The sequence below is a fragment of the Nocardioides limicola genome (assembly GCF_016827675.1).
Lineage (GTDB): Bacteria > Actinomycetota > Actinomycetes > Propionibacteriales > Nocardioidaceae > Nocardioides > Nocardioides limicola.
In genome coordinates this window covers 293,879-311,182 of record NZ_JAERJA010000002.1, presented here as the reverse complement: position 1 = coordinate 311,182, position 17,304 = coordinate 293,879, and the positions used below count along the sequence as shown (strand labels likewise).

Annotated in this window: 17 protein-coding genes; 11 read left to right on the top strand and 6 right to left on the bottom strand. The window is 70.4% G+C overall.

Annotated features, from left to right (window positions below; translation table 11 throughout):
• Nucleotides 1–36: 36 nt before the first annotated feature.
• The 6 genes from hflX (at nt 37) to JKG67_RS05385 (ending at nt 8,725) form a co-directional block, all read left to right on the top strand.
• Nucleotides 37–1,545, top strand: a complete 1,509-nt coding sequence (gene hflX, locus JKG67_RS05410) for a GTPase HflX (protein ID WP_203336245.1) — start codon at nt 37–39, stop codon at nt 1,543–1,545.
• Between the two features lie 111 nt (nt 1,546–1,656).
• Nucleotides 1,657–2,004 (top strand): hypothetical protein, encoded by a 348-nt coding sequence (locus JKG67_RS05405; RefSeq protein ID WP_203336244.1) that lies wholly within the window; start codon nt 1,657–1,659, stop codon nt 2,002–2,004.
• Between the two features lie 107 nt (nt 2,005–2,111).
• Nucleotides 2,112–4,388 (top strand): protein translocase subunit SecD, encoded by a 2,277-nt coding sequence (gene secD / locus JKG67_RS05400; protein WP_203336243.1) that lies wholly within the window; start codon nt 2,112–2,114, stop codon nt 4,386–4,388.
• A gap of 136 nt (nt 4,389–4,524) precedes the next feature.
• Nucleotides 4,525–6,441 carry an ATP-dependent DNA helicase gene (locus tag JKG67_RS05395; protein ID WP_203336607.1) on the top strand — a complete coding sequence of 639 codons (1,917 nt, stop codon included), beginning with the start codon at nt 4,525–4,527 and terminating at the stop codon, nt 6,439–6,441.
• A 143-nt stretch (nt 6,442–6,584) separates the two neighbouring features.
• A complete protein-coding gene (locus JKG67_RS05390) occupies nt 6,585–7,502 on the top strand; it encodes an ABC transporter ATP-binding protein (RefSeq protein WP_203336242.1) in 918 nt (305 codons plus the stop codon).
• The gene (locus JKG67_RS05385; protein WP_203336241.1) at nt 7,499–8,725 is read left to right on the top strand and encodes an ABC transporter permease; all 1,227 of its coding nucleotides are present in this window, start codon (nt 7,499–7,501) and stop codon (nt 8,723–8,725) included. Before JKG67_RS05390 ends, JKG67_RS05385 begins: the two co-directional genes overlap by 4 nt.
• Before the next feature lies 1 nt (nt 8,726).
• Here JKG67_RS05385 and JKG67_RS05380 read toward each other — a convergent pair whose 3' ends face one another.
• Nucleotides 8,727–8,873, bottom strand: coding sequence for a hypothetical protein (locus JKG67_RS05380; RefSeq protein ID WP_203336240.1), 147 nt, complete (start codon nt 8,871–8,873; stop codon nt 8,727–8,729).
• 125 nt (nt 8,874–8,998) lie between these two features.
• Between JKG67_RS05380 and JKG67_RS05375 the strand changes: the two genes are divergently transcribed.
• On the top strand, nt 8,999–10,861 hold the full coding sequence (locus tag JKG67_RS05375; protein WP_203336239.1) for a DUF2207 family protein: 1,863 nt from the start codon (nt 8,999–9,001) through the stop codon (nt 10,859–10,861).
• 2 nt (nt 10,862–10,863) lie between these two features.
• Here JKG67_RS05375 and JKG67_RS05370 read toward each other — a convergent pair whose 3' ends face one another.
• Entirely contained in the window at nt 10,864–11,259 is a 396-nt protein-coding gene (locus JKG67_RS05370) for a pyridoxamine 5'-phosphate oxidase family protein (RefSeq protein WP_203336238.1), read from the bottom strand.
• A gap of 156 nt (nt 11,260–11,415) precedes the next feature.
• Between JKG67_RS05370 and JKG67_RS05365 the strand changes: the two genes are divergently transcribed.
• Together JKG67_RS05365 and JKG67_RS05360 are read left to right on the top strand one after the other, a co-directional pair.
• Nucleotides 11,416–11,982 carry a LemA family protein gene (locus tag JKG67_RS05365; protein WP_203336237.1) on the top strand — a complete coding sequence of 189 codons (567 nt, stop codon included), beginning with the start codon at nt 11,416–11,418 and terminating at the stop codon, nt 11,980–11,982.
• 104 nt (nt 11,983–12,086) lie between these two features.
• A complete protein-coding gene (locus JKG67_RS05360; protein WP_203336236.1) occupies nt 12,087–13,043 on the top strand; it encodes a hypothetical protein in 957 nt (318 codons plus the stop codon).
• A gap of 10 nt (nt 13,044–13,053) precedes the next feature.
• Here the strand turns inward: JKG67_RS05360 and lexA are convergent, their stop codons facing one another.
• Nucleotides 13,054–13,767, bottom strand: a complete 714-nt coding sequence (gene lexA, locus JKG67_RS05355; protein WP_203336235.1) for a transcriptional repressor LexA — start codon at nt 13,765–13,767, stop codon at nt 13,054–13,056.
• Nucleotides 13,768–14,072: 305 nt separating this feature from the next.
• Here lexA and JKG67_RS05350 point away from each other — a divergent pair, with 305 nt between their 5' ends.
• Nucleotides 14,073–14,555 carry a LysM peptidoglycan-binding domain-containing protein gene (locus tag JKG67_RS05350; protein ID WP_203336234.1) on the top strand — a complete coding sequence of 161 codons (483 nt, stop codon included), beginning with the start codon at nt 14,073–14,075 and terminating at the stop codon, nt 14,553–14,555.
• Between the two features lie 168 nt (nt 14,556–14,723).
• Here JKG67_RS05350 and JKG67_RS05345 read toward each other — a convergent pair whose 3' ends face one another.
• The 3 genes from JKG67_RS05345 to JKG67_RS05335 all read right to left on the bottom strand — a co-directional run bounded on the left by JKG67_RS05345 (nt 14,724) and on the right by JKG67_RS05335 (nt 16,332).
• Entirely contained in the window at nt 14,724–15,311 is a 588-nt protein-coding gene (locus JKG67_RS05345) for a DUF6318 family protein (protein ID WP_203336233.1), read from the bottom strand.
• A gap of 82 nt (nt 15,312–15,393) precedes the next feature.
• A complete protein-coding gene (locus JKG67_RS05340) occupies nt 15,394–15,729 on the bottom strand; it encodes a hypothetical protein (RefSeq protein ID WP_203336232.1) in 336 nt (111 codons plus the stop codon).
• A gap of 60 nt (nt 15,730–15,789) precedes the next feature.
• The gene (locus JKG67_RS05335; protein ID WP_203336231.1) at nt 15,790–16,332 is read right to left on the bottom strand and encodes a hypothetical protein; all 543 of its coding nucleotides are present in this window, start codon (nt 16,330–16,332) and stop codon (nt 15,790–15,792) included.
• Between the two features lie 449 nt (nt 16,333–16,781).
• Between JKG67_RS05335 and nrdR the strand changes: the two genes are divergently transcribed.
• On the top strand, nt 16,782–17,264 hold the full coding sequence (gene nrdR / locus JKG67_RS05330; protein ID WP_203336230.1) for a transcriptional regulator NrdR: 483 nt from the start codon (nt 16,782–16,784) through the stop codon (nt 17,262–17,264).
• The last annotated feature ends 40 nt before the right edge of the window (nt 17,265–17,304 follow it).

Here is a 17,304-nt window from a genome sequence, read left to right as displayed (position 1 = left end):
CGGCATGGGGGGCAGCGCCGTACTCTGGAATTACCTATGACACACGCATCTGATTTCTCCCTCTCCGCCGAACTCGAGGCGACCCGCGACTGGGACGACGACCAGGACGCCACCGCCGGGCGCGACGACGACCTGGCCGACGCTGGATCGAGCCGGTACGACGACGCCGACCCCGAGGAGCTGACCGTCGGCGCCCAGGACCTCGCCGAGCGCCATGCGCTGCGCCGGGTGGTCGGCCTGTCCACCGAGCTCACCGACATCACCGAGGTCGAGTACCGCAAGCTCCTCCTCGAACGGGTCGTGTTGGTCGGTGTCTGGACCGAGGGCACCGTCACCGACGCCGAGAACTCCATGGCCGAGCTGGCCCTGCTCGCCGAGACCGCCGGCTCCCAGGTCCTCGAGGCGATCTACCAGCGCCGCCAGAAGCCCGACCCGGCCACCTACATCGGCCGCGGCAAGGTCGATGCGGTCAAGGAGATCGTCCAGGCCACCGGCGCCGACACGGTGATCTGCGACGGCGAACTCGCGCCCAGCCAACTGCGCAACCTCGAGGACCGGATCGGCGTCAAGGTCGTCGACAGGACCGCGCTGATCCTCGACATCTTCGCCCAGCATGCGAAGTCCCGGGAGGGCCAGGCACAGGTCGAACTGGCGCAGCTGACCTACATGAAGCAGCGGCTGCGCGGCTGGGGTGGCAACCTCTCCCGGCAGGCCGGTGGCCGGGTCGCCGCCGGCGCCGGCATCGGCGGCCGTGGCCCCGGTGAGACCAAGATCGAGACCGACCGGCGCCGGATCAACACCAAGATCGCCAAGCTCCGCCGCGACTTGGAGGCGATGAAGGGCACCCGGGACACCAAGCGTGCCGAGCGTCGCCGCAACGCCATCCCCAGCGTCGCGATTGCCGGCTACACCAACGCCGGCAAGTCCAGCCTGCTCAACCGGCTCACCAAGGCGGGCGTGCTGGTCGAGGACTCCCTCTTCGCCACCCTGGACCCGACCACTCGTCGTACCACCAGCGCCGACGGTCGCGTCTACACGATGAGCGACACGGTCGGGTTCGTCAGGCACCTGCCGCACCAGCTCGTCGAGGCGTTCCGATCCACCCTGGAGGAGGTCGCCGACGCCGACCTGATCCTGCACGTGGTCGACGGCTCACATGCCGACCCGGAGGGGCAGATCGCCGCGGTCCGCGAGGTCTTCGCCGAGATCGGCGCCGACCGGGTGCCGGAGCTGATCGTGATCAACAAGGCCGACATCGCCGACCCGATGGTGCTGGCCCGGCTGCAGCAACGCGAACCGCACTCGGTGGTCGTCAGCGCACACACCGGCGAGGGCATCGAGGCCGCGTTGGCCGCGGTCGAGGCGGAGCTGCCCCGTCCCGAGGTCACCTTCACCGCGCTGCTGCCCTACGGGCGCGGCGACCTGATCAACCGGTTGCATCAGCACGGCGAGATCACCAGCACCGAGCACACCGCCGAGGGCACCCTGGTCACCGGCAGGGCGCACCCGGACCTGGCCGGCGAGTTGGCGGCGTACGCCGTCTGAACCGCTCTCGGGTCACAACGTCGGCTTGGGTCTGCGATCGTCAGCAGCCGGAGCCGGGGATAGATTCGTGGGGTTCTGTGTCCCACACGGGGGGCCAGGGAGTTGAGCACCATGCGGAAGATCGCAGTTCTGGTGGGGACCGGCGTCGTAGCGTTCGCGATGACGATCGCACCGGCGTCAGCCCACTTCTGTTTCGTCAAGAACATGAACGAAGCCGCCGTCCAGGGCATGGGCGGATCGAACGGTTTCATTCCCTTCCATGACCTCGCCCGGCAGATCACCGGCCTGTGCGATGACGGGATCATGATCCTCGCGGACGCCGGAGGCGTCGGCTGGAGCACCCCCATCCACGCGCGGACGGTGATGGCTGGTGGCTCCGGGTCCAACCGCGGTATCGGTCATCTCGACTTCGCCGGGATCGATGCGGCCTTCCCGGCCGCTGAGGCCGCCTGCCAGTGATCCACGACCGAGGCAGGTGGAGGCTGCCTCTGGGGTGAACTCTCCGACACACCGGGGAGTTCACCCCATGTGCGGCTGAGTTGGCACAGTGGGGGAGACTGTCGCTCATGTCACGAGGTGTCGTCACACGACTGCTGCTGGTCATCGCGCTGCTGGCCGGCTGTGCCGCCATCGCCATGAACGTCTCACCCCGGCTCGGGCTGGACCTCAGGGGAGGCACCCAGATCGTTCTGGAGACCTCGGACAGCGATGTGGCCGAGGCCAACGCGGAGAACACCGACAAGGCCGTCGAGGTGCTCCGCGGCCGGGTCGACTCCCTCGGTGTCGCCGAGCCCACCCTGGTCCGCCAAGGGGAGAACCGGATCCTCGTAGAGTTGCCGGATCTTCAAGATCCCGAGGAGGCCATCGAGGTACTCGGCCGCACCGCCCAGCTGACCGGCCACCGGGTGTTGGCCAGTGTGGCGCCCGAGGCGCTGCCGAGCGCGGAGGGCAACCTGATCCTGCGCTCGGACCAGGGCGACTGGATCGAAGTAGCACCGACGTTCCTGCGCGGTGACGACATCACCGGCGCTCGTGCCCAGCAGCCGGAGACCTCCACCGCCTGGGTGGTGGCCATCGACTTCACCGCCAACGGCGGCCGGCTCTGGCAGCAGGAGACCGCCGACGCGGCCTGTGTCCCGCAGGGTGACCCGAACCGGCGGATCGCCTTCGTGCTCGACGACGACGTAGTCTCCTCGCCCGCACCGGAGTCGTCGGTGGGCTGTGGTGTCGGCATCGGGGGCCGCAGCACCCAGATCACTGGCAACTTCACCTTCGAGGAGGCCGAGCACCTCGCCGTCCTCATCGAAGGAGGTGCGCTGCCCCTCCCGGTCGAGGTGATCCAGGTCAGCACGGTGGGCCCGACCCTCGGCGAGCGGGCCATCAAGGCCTCGGTCGAGGCCGCCATCATCGGTCTGATCCTCACCGGCCTCTTCATCATCATGGTCTACCGACTGGTGGGCTTCCTGGCCACGCTGGCCCTGTGCACCTACGCCCTGATCGCGTACGCCGTCCTGCTGGCGATGGGCGCCACCCTCACCCTGCCCGGCCTGGCCGGCTTCGTGCTCGCCATCGGCATGGCCATCGACGCCAATGTGCTGATCTTCGAGAGAGCCAGGGAGGAGTACGACGCGTACCCCTCCGGCGGCCTCAAGCGGTCGCTGAGCGTCGGCTTCAACAAGGCGTTCAGCGCGATCATCGACTCCAACATCACCACCCTGCTGGCCGCCGGGCTGCTGTTCCTGCTCGCTGCCGGCCCGGTCAAGGGCTTCGGTGTCACCCTCTCCATCGGTGTCATCGCCTCGATGATCTCCGCCCTGGTGGTCTCCCGGGTGCTCACCGAGGTCGCGATGAGCAGCAAGACCATCACCCGCCGCCCGGCGATCACCGGCCTCGGCTCGATCGGCCCGGTGCGCTCCTGGCTGAACCGCAAGAGCCCCGACCTGATGCGGCACAGCAAGAAGTTCCTGGCCGCCTCCGCGGTGATGGTGATCCTGGCGCTGGCCGGCATCGGGATCAAGGGCTTGAACCTGGGCGTGGAGTTCACCGGCGGCCGGGTGATGGAGTACCAGCCCGCCGTCGCGATGGACGTCGACGACGCCCGCGAGGCCGTGGCGGCCGCCGGCTTCCCCGACGCGGTGGTGCAGACCGCCTCCGACGACAAGATCGCCGTACGCACCTCCCGGATCAGCGCGGAGGAGGAGCGTCGCATCCACGACGCCCTGATCGAGGTCTCCGGGGTCGACGTGATCAAGGAGGTCGACGAGCAACTCAGCGCCTCACTCGGCACCGAACTGCGCAACAAGGCCCTGCTCGCGTTCATCATCGCGCTGCTCGCGCAGATGCTCTACATGGCGATCCGATTCATCTGGACCTTCGGTCTCTCCGCGATGCTGGCGATGTTCCACGACGTGATCATCGTCGTCGGCATTTTCGCGTGGCTGGGCAAACCGATCGACGGCGTCTTCCTGGCCGCTGCGTTGACCATCATCGGTCTGTCGGTCAACGACTCGGTGGTGGTCTTCGACCGGATCCGGGAGAAGTGGCGTGGCACCACCACCGAACACTTCCCCGACATCACCAACAAGGCGATCGTGGACACGCTGCCCCGAACCATCAACACCGGTATGGGCGCCATGTTCATCCTGGCTGCGCTGGCGATCCTCGGTGGCGACTCGCTGCAGGACTTCGCGATCGCCCTGCTGCTCGGCCTGACCTTCGGTTCCTACTCGTCGCTGTTCACCGCCGCACCCCTGGCGATCCTGCTGCAGCGGCGTTGGCCGCTGTCGCGGGAGGAGAAGGTCAAGAAGGTCCGTGACCCCCAGGACTCCGGCGCCGTCGTCTGACGCGGCCTGCGCGCGGCGCGTCGCCGCCATGGCCTAGGGTGCTCGGGTGCCTGATCCTGACCCGAGTCGTCTGCATGAGGTGCTCGCCACCGCGGTGGAGGCACTGGGCGGCCAGGAGCGGGCCGGCCAGGTGCGGATGGCCGAGGCGGTCGGCGACGCCTTCGCCCGCCGCGAGCACCTGCTCGTCCAGGCCGGCACCGGCACCGGCAAGTCACTCGCCTATCTGGTGCCCGCCCTGTTGCACCCGGACCGGGTCGTGGTCGCCACCGCCACCCTCGCCCTGCAGCACCAGTTGGTGGAGCGCGACCTGCCCCGGCTGATGGACGCCGTCGACGGCCACGTCGAGGAGACGTCGTACGCGGTGCTCAAGGGGCGCTCCAACTACGCCTGCCTGCACCGGATCCGCGACGGCGTCCCCGACGAGCAGGGCACCCTGGTCGATGTGCCTCTCGGCAACACCGGTGCCGAGGTGCTGAAGCTGCGCGAATGGGCCGAGAACGAGACCGTCGAGGGTGGCAGCGGCGAGCGTGACAACGCACCGCGGCACACCGATCGGGGCTGGCGGCAGGTGTCGGTGAGTGCCCGGGAGTGCCTCGGCGCCTCGCGGTGCGCCTACGGGGTGGAGTGCTTCGCCGAACGAGCCAAGGAGCGGGCCGCGAAGTCGCACCTGGTGATCACCAACCACTCGCTGCTGGCCATCGACGCCATCGAAGGGATCCCGATGATCCCCGACTACGACGTGGTGATCGTCGACGAGGCGCACGAGCTCAGCCAGCGGGTCACCCAGGCCGCCACCGACGAGCTCACCGTGGTGGCCGTGGAACGGGCCGCCAAACGGGCCCAACGCCACGTCGACGGTTCGGAGGCCGACGAGCTGGCCGATGCCGCCGACGCGTTGCGGGACGCCGTCGCCGGGACCATCCCGGGGCGGATCGACACGGTGTCCGACGAGCTGGCCGACGCCTTGGTGCTGGTCCGGGATGCCGCCCGCGGGTGTGTGTCCGCACTGCCGAAGGATCCCGGGGAGGACGCCGGGCTGGCCACCGCCAAGGCCGCCCTGAGCGACATCTTCGACGTGTGTGCGCGGATGACCGCCGGCTCCCAGGCCGACGTGCTGTGGCTCGCCGAGGGCGGCGACCGGATGCCCGACCGGCTCTGTGTGGCCCCGCTCGCGGTCTGGGCGCAACTGCGGGACCGGCTGCTGCCCCGGGCCACGGTCGTGATGACCAGCGCCACGTTGATGCTGGGCGGAGACTTCAACTCGGTGGCGACCTCGGTCGGGCTGAAGCCGAGCGAGCGAGTGGTCGAACCGGCAGCCCTCGAGCCGGCAGCGGTCGAGCGTGGCGAGCCCCGCGCCACCCCGGTGGGCGAGCCCGGCGAGACCCACCCCTGGCGCGGTATCGACGTCGGGTCGCCGTTCGACTACACCAAGCAGGGCATCCTGTACGTCGCCGGGCATCTGCCGCCGCCGGGGCGTGACGGGCTCGGTGCCGCGCAACTGGATGAGATCGAGGCGCTGGTGGACGCCGCCGGTGGCCGTACCCTCGGGTTGTTCTCGTCCCGGCGCGCCGCCGAGGCCGCGGCGGAGGCGATGCGGGCGCGGCTGCCGCACCTGACGGTGCTGGCGCAGGGCGAGGCGCAGTTGCCCGAGTTGGCCGCCCAGTTCGTCGGCGACCCGCACACCTGCCTCTTCGGCACCTTGAGCCTGTGGCAGGGCCTGGACGTGCCGGGGGACACCTGCCAGTTGGTGATCATCGACCGGATCCCATTCCCCCGCCCCGACGACCCGCTGATGTCGGCGCGGGCCCGGGCGGCCGACAAGGCGGGCGCCAACGGGTTCATGTCGGTCTCAGCGACGCACGCGGCGCTGTTGCTGGCCCAGGGGGCGGGCCGGCTGATCCGAACCACCGAGGACCGCGGCGTGGTCGCGGTCCTCGACCCGCGGCTGGCCACCGCGCGCTACGGCAGCTTCCTGCGCGCCAGCCTGCCGCCGATGTGGCCCACCAGCGACCCTGCGGTGGTCCGGGCTGCGCTGGCCAGACTCACCGGCTGACCCCCCCCGAGTTGGGCCCTATCCGCGTCGAGTTGGGCCCTATCCGCGTCGAGTTGGGCCCTATCCGCGTCGAGTTGGGCCTCGGGGTCGGTTCAGGGGAAAACCGGATGAGCCCGTTCCCACCTACCTGCTTGTATAGGCGCATGAATCAGGAGCGAACTCTCGGGGTCTCCGGGCTCACCAAGTCGTACGCCGGCAAGCCGGCCCTGCTGGACACCTCCTTCGAGGTGGCTGCCGGGGAGATCTTCGGTTTCGTGGGCGCCAACGGGGCCGGCAAGACCACCACGATGCGGATCATCCTCGGCGTGCTCACTGCCGATGCGGGCGACGTCACCCTCGGCGGGAGACCCATCGACCACGAGGCACGACGTCGGATCGGCTACATGCCCGAGGAACGAGGCCTCTATCCGAAGATGCGGGTGGGCGACCAGTTGGTGCACCTGGCCCGCCTGTACGGGATGGGCCGGTCGCGGGCGGTGGCAGCGATGGAGCGGTGGACGGAGCGTCTCGGGGTGGCTGATCGCCGCGCCGACGAGGTGCAGAAGTTGTCTCTGGGCAACCAGCAGCGGGTGCAGTTGGCCGCCGCGCTCACCCACGACCCGGAGGTGCTGGTCCTCGATGAACCGTTCTCCGGGCTCGACCCGGTTGCGGTCGACGTGATGAGTGCGGTGTTGCGGGAGCAAGCTGCTGCGGGTGCGCCGGTGATCTTCTCCTCGCATCAGCTCGACCTCGTCGAGCGACTCTGTGACCGGGTCGGGATCATCAAGGAAGGGCGGATGGTCGCGGTCGGCGCGACCGAGGAGTTGCGCCGCTACCCCCATCCCCGCTGGGTGATCGACGGCCCCGGAGCTGACTGGGCGGCGGAACTGGACGGCGTACGCGTGGTCTCGGCGAACGGGTCCCGCACGGTCGTCGACGTGCCCGATGCCGGCCCCGATGCCGGCCAGCGACTGTTGGCCGCGGCCAGCGCCGCCGGGACCGTGCGGGAGTTCGCGCCGTTGCGCCCGTCGCTGACCGAGCTCTACCGCGATGTGGTCGCCGACGACGAGGAGGCGGCATGAGCGCGAACTCGGGGAGCGGGCGTTCGGCGCGCGGGGCTGGCGTGAGCGGCTCCGGGGCGGTCGCCCTGGTGGCCTCGCGAGAGATCCGCACCCGCATCACCAGCAAGACCTACCTGCTGAGCCTGGCCGCCGTCGTGGTGGCGATCGTTGCCGGAGGCGTGCTGATGCGCGTCCTCGGCGACGACGACCCCACCCGGATCGGCTTCCACTCACCCGTGTCGGGGCTGGCGGGCGAGGTGGCGCTGCTGGCTGAGGCCACCGAGGTGGCCGTGGAGACCACGACCTGGGACGACCTCGACCGGGCCGAGCAGATGCTGTCGGACGGCGAGATCGACGTGCTGGTCGCCCTCACCGACGGTGGCTGGGAGTTGGTGGTGGAGCGCACCCTGCCGCCGGAGGTGGAGTGGATGTTCTTCACCCTCTCCCAGCAGCACGCGTTGGCCGACGAACTCCTCGACGTCGGAGTTGACGCTCAGCAACTGCTGGCGGTGATGGCCCAGGCACAGCCAGAGGTCCGCACCCTGGATGCGGACGCTGAGGTGGACGGCGGCCGGATGATCGCTGGATACCTGGTCGGGATCCTGATCTTCATCGCCCTGATGACCACGGGCCAGATGGTCGCTGTCGGGGTGGTCGAGGAGAAGACGAGTCGCGTGGTGGAACTGCTGCTCGCCACGGTCCGGCCATGGCAACTGCTCGCCGGCAAGGTGATCGGCATCGGTGTGATCGGGCTGGTCCAGGTGGTCGCGATCATCGGAGCGGGGGTGGCCACGGCGCTTGCCCTGGGATTGCTCGGCGACACCTCGATGCGTCTCGGCTCGGTGGCGCTGTGGTCGCTGGGCTGGTTCCTGATCGGCTACGTGAGCTACGCGGTGGTGTTGGCCGGGTTGGGCGCCCTGGTGTCGCGGCAGGAGGAGGTCAGCGGGGTCATCGGCCCGGTGACGATGCTGATGGTGCTGCCCTACATGGCAGGCATCATGGTGGCGCCTTGGGAGCCAGGGAGCTCGTTGGTGGTGGCGCTGTCGTGGATCCCGCTGTGTGCCCCGTTCGTGATGCCGATGCGGATGGCGTTCGGCTCTCCCGAGATGTGGGAGGTCTGGGGCGCTGCCGGTGTCAGCCTGGCGCTGTTGCCGGTGCTGATCTGGCTCGCTGCGCGGATGTACTCCGGTGCCGTGCTGAGCACCGGCGCCCGGGTGGGGATCCTGCAGTCCCTGCGCCGCTGAGTCAGGCGAAGTAGGAGATCACGAAGAAGCCGAGCAGCGAGACGATCAGCACCAGGGCGGTCAGCTGGGTCCACAACGGCGCGCCGGTACGTCGTGTGGTCTCGGTCGGGGTGCCGCGCAGTTCCGGGGGCAGTTCGTCGTGCCTCATGACACGCAACCTACACGGCGGCCAGGTCGCCCGGGGGATCACTGGTGGGATCACCGGTGGGATCGCCGGGCACCGGATCGGGGTTTGCGTGACGTCCGGTGGACCGGGTCAGTAGTGTCTGGCCCATGCACGGGTCGAGGAACTCGCACGGGCGGGTCGCACTGGGGATGTTGGTCGGCTATGCGGTGACGTTGACCGTGCTCGGGGTGCTCCTGCTCGCCATCCCGCTGGGCATCGCGCTGGTGCCGTCCGACGACACGCCGCGTCACGACCCGGCCCAGATCCGCTCCCTGTCGGCCCAGTTCCACCTGAGCGACACCGGCGAACTCCGCGCCCACGAGACGCTGGCGGTGGACCTGCCCGGGGGGCGACGGGGCATCTTCTGGTGGTGGGACGTCACCGACACCACCGACCCCCAGGTGCGACACCGGCCGAAGCTGGACTCGGTCCGCCGCAACGGCAACAAGGAGCAGGTCAAGCTCTCCTGGGAGAAGGGGAGGCAGTTCAGGGTGGCCCGGATCGGTGACCCCGAGCGGACCCTGCCCAGCGGCGTACACACCTACACCGTCCAATGGCACACCGAGGGCGTGATCGGGCCCGCGGACCGGGGGGACCTGAGATTCGCCACCGAGGTGCCGGGCACCGACGACCCGGTCCGTAGTTCCTTCTACTGGCAGGTGGTGCCCGGCGGCGATGACATGGCCACCGACGCGACCGCGGTGACGCTCCATCTCCCGGCCGCCTCGGGGACGGTCCGCTGCTCGGTCGGGTTCGGCGAAGGTACGCCGTGCCAGGTCACCGGGGCGGGCACCGACCGGGTCGAGATCAGCACCGGCCCCCGGCCGCCACGCACCCCGGTCACGGTGATGATCGACCTGCCCATCGAGCAGCCGTCCCGCACCACGGTCGCCTGGCCGGTGACCTGGGACGGGGTGCTGGGGGCCGATCAGCAGGTGGCCAGCGTGCTGGTGGGGCTGGGCCTGCTCGGGTTGCTGGTCGGGGTGTCGTTCACGATGTTCTCGCGGGAGTCGTCGCCGGGTGCTCCGATCAGCTATGCGCCACCGCAGGGGCTGGGCCCGGTGCAGACCTACTACGTGATGCATGAGCGGATGCCGGCCAACGCGGTGCTGGCCTCGCTGATGCACCTGGCCGAGCTGGGGTATGTGAACCTCCGACTCAATCCCGACGACACCTGGACGGTGACCCGGCTGCCCGAGGCAGAACGCACCGGGAAGGCGGACCCGATCTCGCTGGAGGTCTTCGAGTCGCTGCTCAAGAGTGGCCAGAGCTTCAGCGTCCGTGGCGTCAAGAGCGGTGAGCGGCTGCAGAAGCTGGACACCGGGCTGCCCATCGACGTACGCCGTTGGGGGAGTTCCTCCGGCCTGGTGGTCGGGCATGGCGGCGAGCAGACCTGGCGGATGCTGTGGGTACTGGCGCTGGTCGGCGCCGTGGTCGCCGGCATCGTCGGCCTGATCGTGGAGTCGACGGTGTGGGCGGTCCCGTTCGTCGGCTTCGTGCTCGGCGGGTTGCCGCTGCTGCGCCCCGGTGTGGGCACCCGGCGTTCGGAGGAGGGTCGTCGGGTCTGGGCCGAAGCGGCCGGGTTCCGTCGGCTGCTGACCACGCAGTCGGCCGAGGACCGGTTCGACTTCGCGGCCCGCGAGGAGACCTACCTGGCCTACCTGCCCTACGCGGTCGCGTTCGGCGCCGCCGCGGCGTGGGCGCGCAAGTACAAGCAGCTGACCGGGCAGGACCCGCCCTCCCCGGCGTACCTGATCGACCAGCGCCCCGCCAGTCGGCGGGGGCGGACCGTCGGCCTGCCGATCGACACCGTGGTGGCGTCGTTCCGTTCCTCGGTGCGCTCCTCCATCGGCGCCTACTCGGCGGCCCAGGCCGCGGCCCGGGCAGCCTCCAGCGGCAGCAGCAGCGGGGGTGGCTTCTCCGGCGGTGGCGGTGGTGGCGGCGGAGGCGGTGGCCGCGGCTCCTGGTGAGCTCAGCCGGCGGGGCGACAGTCGTCACCGCAGCCGGACGGCTCGGCCGAGGCGCCGCTCGGTGCCGGCGGGCCGTCCGCGTGGCTGGCGGGTCGGTGCAGCACCGCACTGTCCGGGTGCACCCGGACGTCGTCGCCGATCACGACACCGGTGCCGTCGATGAGCAGGGTGTAGCCGCGAGGCTGCCCGGGCGGGAAGACGAGGGTGACCCGGGGGTTGCCGGCCAGGTTGGCGACGGTGCCGCGCCCAGCGGCGGGGATCAGGAGCTCGCCGGCGTCCACCACCGGCTCCACCGTGACGGCCTTGACCGCGCCCTCGGGTGAGACGGTGAGCAGGTAGCCGGCTCCGAAGTCGGCCAGTGTCCGGGCCAGTTCGGCGACGTCGACGGGGATGCTCATGGGCCCGAGCCTACGACGCGTGCGTGGCGCGGTGCCCCACGCGACGTCGGTGACCGGGGGAACCCGCGGGTGCGCTGCGTGAATGGTCGGTAGGTTGGGGGGCGGGTCACACCGGGGGCCCGCCGGCGTACCGCCGGGTGAGGAAGGAGTGGTCGGATGCTGCTGGGGACTGTCCTGGTCGTGCTGGTTCTGGTGGTGCTCTTCGCACTGCTGATGGTGGTGGGCTTCAACAAGCTGCGGGTGGCCGATATCGGCTGTGAGGAGGCGCTCGGTGGGATCGACGTGCAACTGACCCGTCGGGCCGATCTGATCCCGAACCTGGTCAACACGGTCAAGGGCTACGCCGCCCACGAGTCGGCGACCTTTGAAGCGGTGACCCAGGCGCGCGCCCAGGTGGCCAAGGCCGCCGACGGGCACGACGTCGCTGCCAAGGCGGCCGCCGAAGCGGCGCTCGGTCAGGCGCTGGTCAAGGTGATGGCGGTGGCGGAGGCCTACCCCGAACTGAAGGCGTCGGCGAACTTCGCCGACCTGCAGGCGCAACTGGCCGGCACCGAGGACCAGTTGGCCTTCGCCCGCCGCTACTACAACGACAAGGTGGCCTCGTTGAACACCAGCGTCTCCACCATCCCGTGGATGCTCTTCGCCGGGATGGCAGGGGTGCGCCGGCGCGACTTCTACGAGGCGCCGGCCGCCAGAACGGCGCCCCCGACCGTCGAGTTCTGAGCCTTGTCGCCCGGCCTCCGGCTGGGCATACTGGGCGGTCCCGTCGCCACTCGGAAGGCTGGCGGGGCCGCTGCGGCGGCTGACGTGATCTCGGGTGATGAGCAATGCGACGGAACGAACGAGCCGATGACGGGGTGCCCGCGCACCCGGTGGTCTCGGTGCAGGTGGATGCCGCTGGCGTGATCAGCAACGGCCTGGGAGTCACGCTGGGGGTGGCCGGGCCGGACGAGGAGATCCCCGAGGCGGCGGTGGCCGAGGCTCGACGGGTGGCCGTCGACCTGGACCGCCCGGCGATCCGCGCGGTGCTGTTGACGCCGGAGCGTCGGATCCCGCTGGTGGTCACCGGGGACGGCCAGGTGCGCCGTCTCGACGCCGTCTCCGAGGTGGGTACGACGTCGCTGCGGCGATCCCGTTGGCTGGCGGCGGGGTCCGGGGTGGCGGCAGGGGTGATCGCGGCGGCCGCGGTGGCGTTGGTGCTGGGAGGGCCGGGACCGGTGGCGGCCCAACCGGGCGCCATGGAGCCGGGTGAGGCGCCACAGACGGCACGTCCCGCCCCGAACCCGTTGGCCCCGAACGAACGGGCCCCGAACCCGCTGGCCCAGCCGGAACTCCGGCCGGGCACCGTGCTGACTCCCGCTCCGCGGCACCTGAGCGTCACGGCCACCTCGGCAGCGCCGCACACGGTCACCGTCACGATTGTCGGCAGCCACCCGGGCGCCCGGGTGCGGCTGCGACTCCACCATCAAGGCCGGGTGGTGGCCACTCGCTGGCGTCGCGTCGACCGCGAGGCCATGGTGACGGTGGCCGGCGTACCCGAGGGCGTGCTGCGCTGGCGGGTCACCGCTGCCGACCTGGCCGAGCCGGTGGCGGGTCGGGTCCGGGTGCTGCCGACGCCGCTGCCGGCACCCGCCGCCGAGCCACACCGAGGCACCACGAACGCCGGGACGCTACCGACCCCGGCTCTCCAGAAGCCCGCCGCGCCCCAACCGGCCGCTCCGACCTCGCCGGGCTCCGGGCCGCTGCCCACCCGCGACCCGCTCGGCCCCGGGCCGCAACCCTGACCAGCGCAGCTCAGAGTCGGCGCAGCACAGCCGTGACCTTGCCCAGGATGGTCGCGTGGGTGCCGTCGATCGGCTCGAAGCTGTCGTTGTGGGGGAGCAGCCACACCTGACCGTCCCGGCGCTGGAACGTCTTCACGGTCGCCTCACCGTCGATCATCGCGGCGACGATCTCACCGTTGTCCGCGGTGGGCTGCTGGCGGACCACGACGTAGTCGCCGTGACAGATCGCCGCGTCGATCATCGACTCGCCCGAGACCTCGAGCAGGAACAGGGTGCCGTCACCGACGAGGGACTTGGGCAGTGGGAAGACATCCTCGACACGCTCCTCGGCCAGGATCGGCCCACCGGCCGCGATCCGACCGACCAGCGGGATCAGCGTGGCCTGGGGCGCCGCGTCGCCCAACCCGGTGACGTCGAAGCCGTTGTCGTCGCCCGAGGAGATCGAGCGACGGGCCGCCATCACCTCGGGCAGGAACACCTCGATCGCGCGCGGACGGTTCGGGTCGCGGCGCAGGAATCCCTTCTCCTCGAGCTGACGAAGCTGGTGGGAGACGCTGGAGGAGGAGGTCAAGCCGACCTTCTCGCCGATCTCGCGCATGCTCGGCGGGAAGCCGCGCTCCTCCAAGGAGTCGCGGATCACGTTGAGGACGCGCTGCTGCCGCGGGGTCAGGCCGGTCGCGTCCGGTGGCCCGTCCGGGAGCTCGGTGACATTGTCCTTGGCCATCTTGCGCCTCCTGGGGTGTGGTTCAGGCCACCGTAGCCAAAGAAGGGCCTCTGGTTCAAACACGTGTTCGAAGCGGCGTGTCGGACCTGGTCGCGACACGCCGGTCGAACACCTGTTCGCCAAGGTGCTTGATTCGTTCGAACAGGTGATCTAACCTCGTACATGTGTTCGATCGAACCTGTGATCGACTGAGGTGCAGGGCCAGGGCGGTCGCCCCGTTGCGCGGGGATCGCCGGGAAATGTCGGAGCCCCTCGGTAGACATCGGTGGCACGGACACGAGCGATCCACTTCCCCGGAGGTCACCATGAGCACAGCCACCCTGATCCGCCCCACCGCCCCCTATGCGGGCCGGTACGTCGACGCAGACGTGACCGGGCTGCGGCTCGCGGTGGAGTCGGCGTACGACGACCACTACGTGGCCATCCGCAGGGAGCGGGCAGCGGCGGTCCGGTCGATCGCCCCGGCCGACGGTCGTGCCGGCGGGCTGGTGCGCGGCGAGCTGCGACTGACCCGGCGAGGCCGACTGGTGGTCTTCCTGGCAGCGCTCGGGTTGGTGCTGGCCGCCGTCTTCTTCGCCGCCTCCTCGGTGGCCACCGGCGACACCGGAGAGGTGGCCCCGACCGAGACCGTGCGGGTGCTGCCCGGCGACACGCTCTGGGTCATCGCGAAGCAGATCACCCCGGCCGGCGAGGACGTGCGGGTCACCGTGGAGCGGCTGATGCGGCTCAACGAACTCGACTCGGCCTCGCTCCAGGTGGGGCAGCGCCTGCTCGTCCCGGTCGAGTGAGACTTCCGCCGGCCGACCTCGACCCCCGGCCGGCGGAACCCTCCGATCCGACAGCGGGGCCAGGCGGTGCTTGGGGAAGACCCGCCGCCCCGCTGTCGGTCGGAGCAACGGTGGCTGCGCCGACGTCGGTCGGCCCTGGCGGCTCGTCGACGTCGCAGGCGGCCCGGCTCAGTCGCCGGCCAGTGACCAGTCGGCGATGGCCCAACCACGCGAGGTCCGGACCAGGATGTGGTCGACGCGGTGCTCGGAAGCCTCGAAGATCCGCGGCGTGTCCCGCTGCGGCACCAGTCGCATCTCGCCGGTGCGGACGGTGGCCCGCATCCGGTACTCGCCGGCACGCTCGGTGTCGTTGAGCGGGCCGAAGTCGGAGACCGTGAACTCCTTGATCTTCAGTTCGGCACGGGTGGCGTAGGTCAGCCCGATCCACTCCATGCTGACTTTGCAGGTGTGGCAGGTGTTCTGGGTGACCGCCCGCAACGGCGCCAGTTCGCCGGTGGTCATCGCATGATGACCGGCCGTGCCCCAGTAGTAGGTCAGGAACGCGCGGGCACCAGCGGCGGTCTCCGGGATCGCCTCGGCCGGGACCGCGAGGTGCTCCGGCACCCCGCGAGGGGCGTTGATCCGGGGGGACGCCTCGGAGGTCGAGTTGGGTGTGGGCACCGGCGGATCCCAGTCGGTCGGTCCCTGACCGCAGGCGGACAGGCCGAGCACGGCCAGGACCGTGAGCAGGCTCAGGCGCAACTTCAACGAGGACACGCCCCCCATTCTCACCCATCGGCGAAGAGTCGTGGCGGCTGCCTCACTGGGCGACATCCCGTGTGCGACATCCCGGCGACCGTCAGCGGGCGGCCCGCTTGCCTCCGCTGGGTCTGGGCGCGGCCGGGTCGCGGGGCGGGCGTGCGATCCCGAGGTGCCTCAGCACCCGGGTCAACAGCATCAGCGCCGCGAAGAGGCAGGCGATCGCACCGAACCCGGCGACCGCCAGGAAGAGCCAGGCCGCGGTACGCCCGTCCCGGGCAGCGGTGCCGAAGTCGATGGCCGCCAGCACCAGATAGCCCCAGGCGACCAGGGTGCCGGTCACGGCAGCGGCGTACCCCAGCACGGCGATCCGGGAACTGGTGGCCGCGGGGGCGGCGTGTCGCGCGGCGCGCTTGCCCGTCTGCCCCGTGGTCATCGGCCCATTCTTGCCCATGGAGTGGTCAGCACCCCCGCACGCTCGCAGGCGTGCCGGGAATCACTTGATCGTGATCACGTAGCTGACGGTCGCAGTGTCCGGGCCCTTGATGGCGGTGTAGGTGACCAGCCACGGGGTGAGTCGGTACTCCCGGGTGTCGAAGATCGTGCCGTCACCGGTGATCTTGCCCTCGCGGCCCTCGGTGGTGAAGCCGGCCTCGAGGAGTCGCGCGCGGGCCTGCTTGGCGGCCTCGGCGGTGCTCAGGTCGGTGGTGAGCATCACCCGCCACTCGGTGCCGCTGGGTGTGTTGGACTGGGTGGCGGTGATGACGTCGCCCTCGACGTAGGGGATCTGCGACGGGAAGTCGCTGGGCAGCGCCAGCGCTGTCGGCTCGTCGCCGGCAGCCAGCGGCTCGGCCTGGTCGGCGGCCAGGTCCTCGGGGGCGCTGGTCAACGAATGTTCGGCGGCCGACTGCACCCGGGAGGGCAGCGAGTACGGCGACTCCGCGTCGGCGTCACCGCCCGCATTGCAGCCGGTCGCCGTCAGTGTCAGGACGAGCGCGCCGACGGCGGCGGCGAGACGGGGTGCTCGGCAGCGGGACACAGTGGACCTTCCTGGACGGTGATCCTAGGGGAGGTGTGGACGCGCCGAGCCGGTCCGACCTCTATCAGGGGGCAGCACATTTAAACCTCAACGGTCCACGGTTGTCATCCCGGGGTCCCCCCTCGCCCGCCTGAGCGGTGCCGACACGCCGGGCGGCGAGTCCGCTTCCGGACCGGTGCACCGGCTCTGACCTGCACGTTCGCCCGGTGGAGGGGGTGGTGGGGGCGTCCGCGAAAAATTACCTTCCGGGGCGGCTGGACACCACTGGTGTTCCCGACCTAGTGTTACCACTACATCTAGTAGTTACACCGATGTAGTTATCCACATCTAGTCCACAGGTGACGGGTAGATACCCACACGAAACGACTGGTTGTCCACAGTTTCACCCACAGCAGCGAGGCGGCCACCGGCCGCACCGGACTCGTCAGGCCACGCGAAGGAGGCGAAGGATGCACTGCCCGTTCTGTCGGCACACCGACACCCGCGTCCTCGACTCGCGGGTCGCCGAGGACGGCTCCGCGATCCGGCGCCGGCGGCACTGCCCGGCCGACTCCGGCGGGTGCGGCAAGCGGTTCTCCACGGTCGAGCAGATGCAGGTGACCGTGGTGAAGCGCTCCGGGGCGACCGAGCCGTTCGTGCGCGAGAAGGCGATCAGTGGCGTGCGGAAGGCCTGCAAGGGCCGCCCGGTCACCGAGGACCAGCTCGCCTGCCTCGGCCAGGAGGTCGAGGACACGCTGCGCTGCAACGCCAAGGCCGAGGTGCCCGCCCATGAGATCGGGCTGGCCATCCTGGGTCCGCTCCGACAGCTCGACGAGGTCGCCTACCTGCGCTTCGCCAGCGTCTATCGCCAGTTCAGTTCCGCCGAGGACTTCGAGGCCGAGATCGGTTTGCTGCGCGCCGAGCGCCAGCTCGTCTCGGCCCCCAGCGGCTGACCACAGACCGCCCGGCACGTAGTGGGGAAGCTGCGTGCCG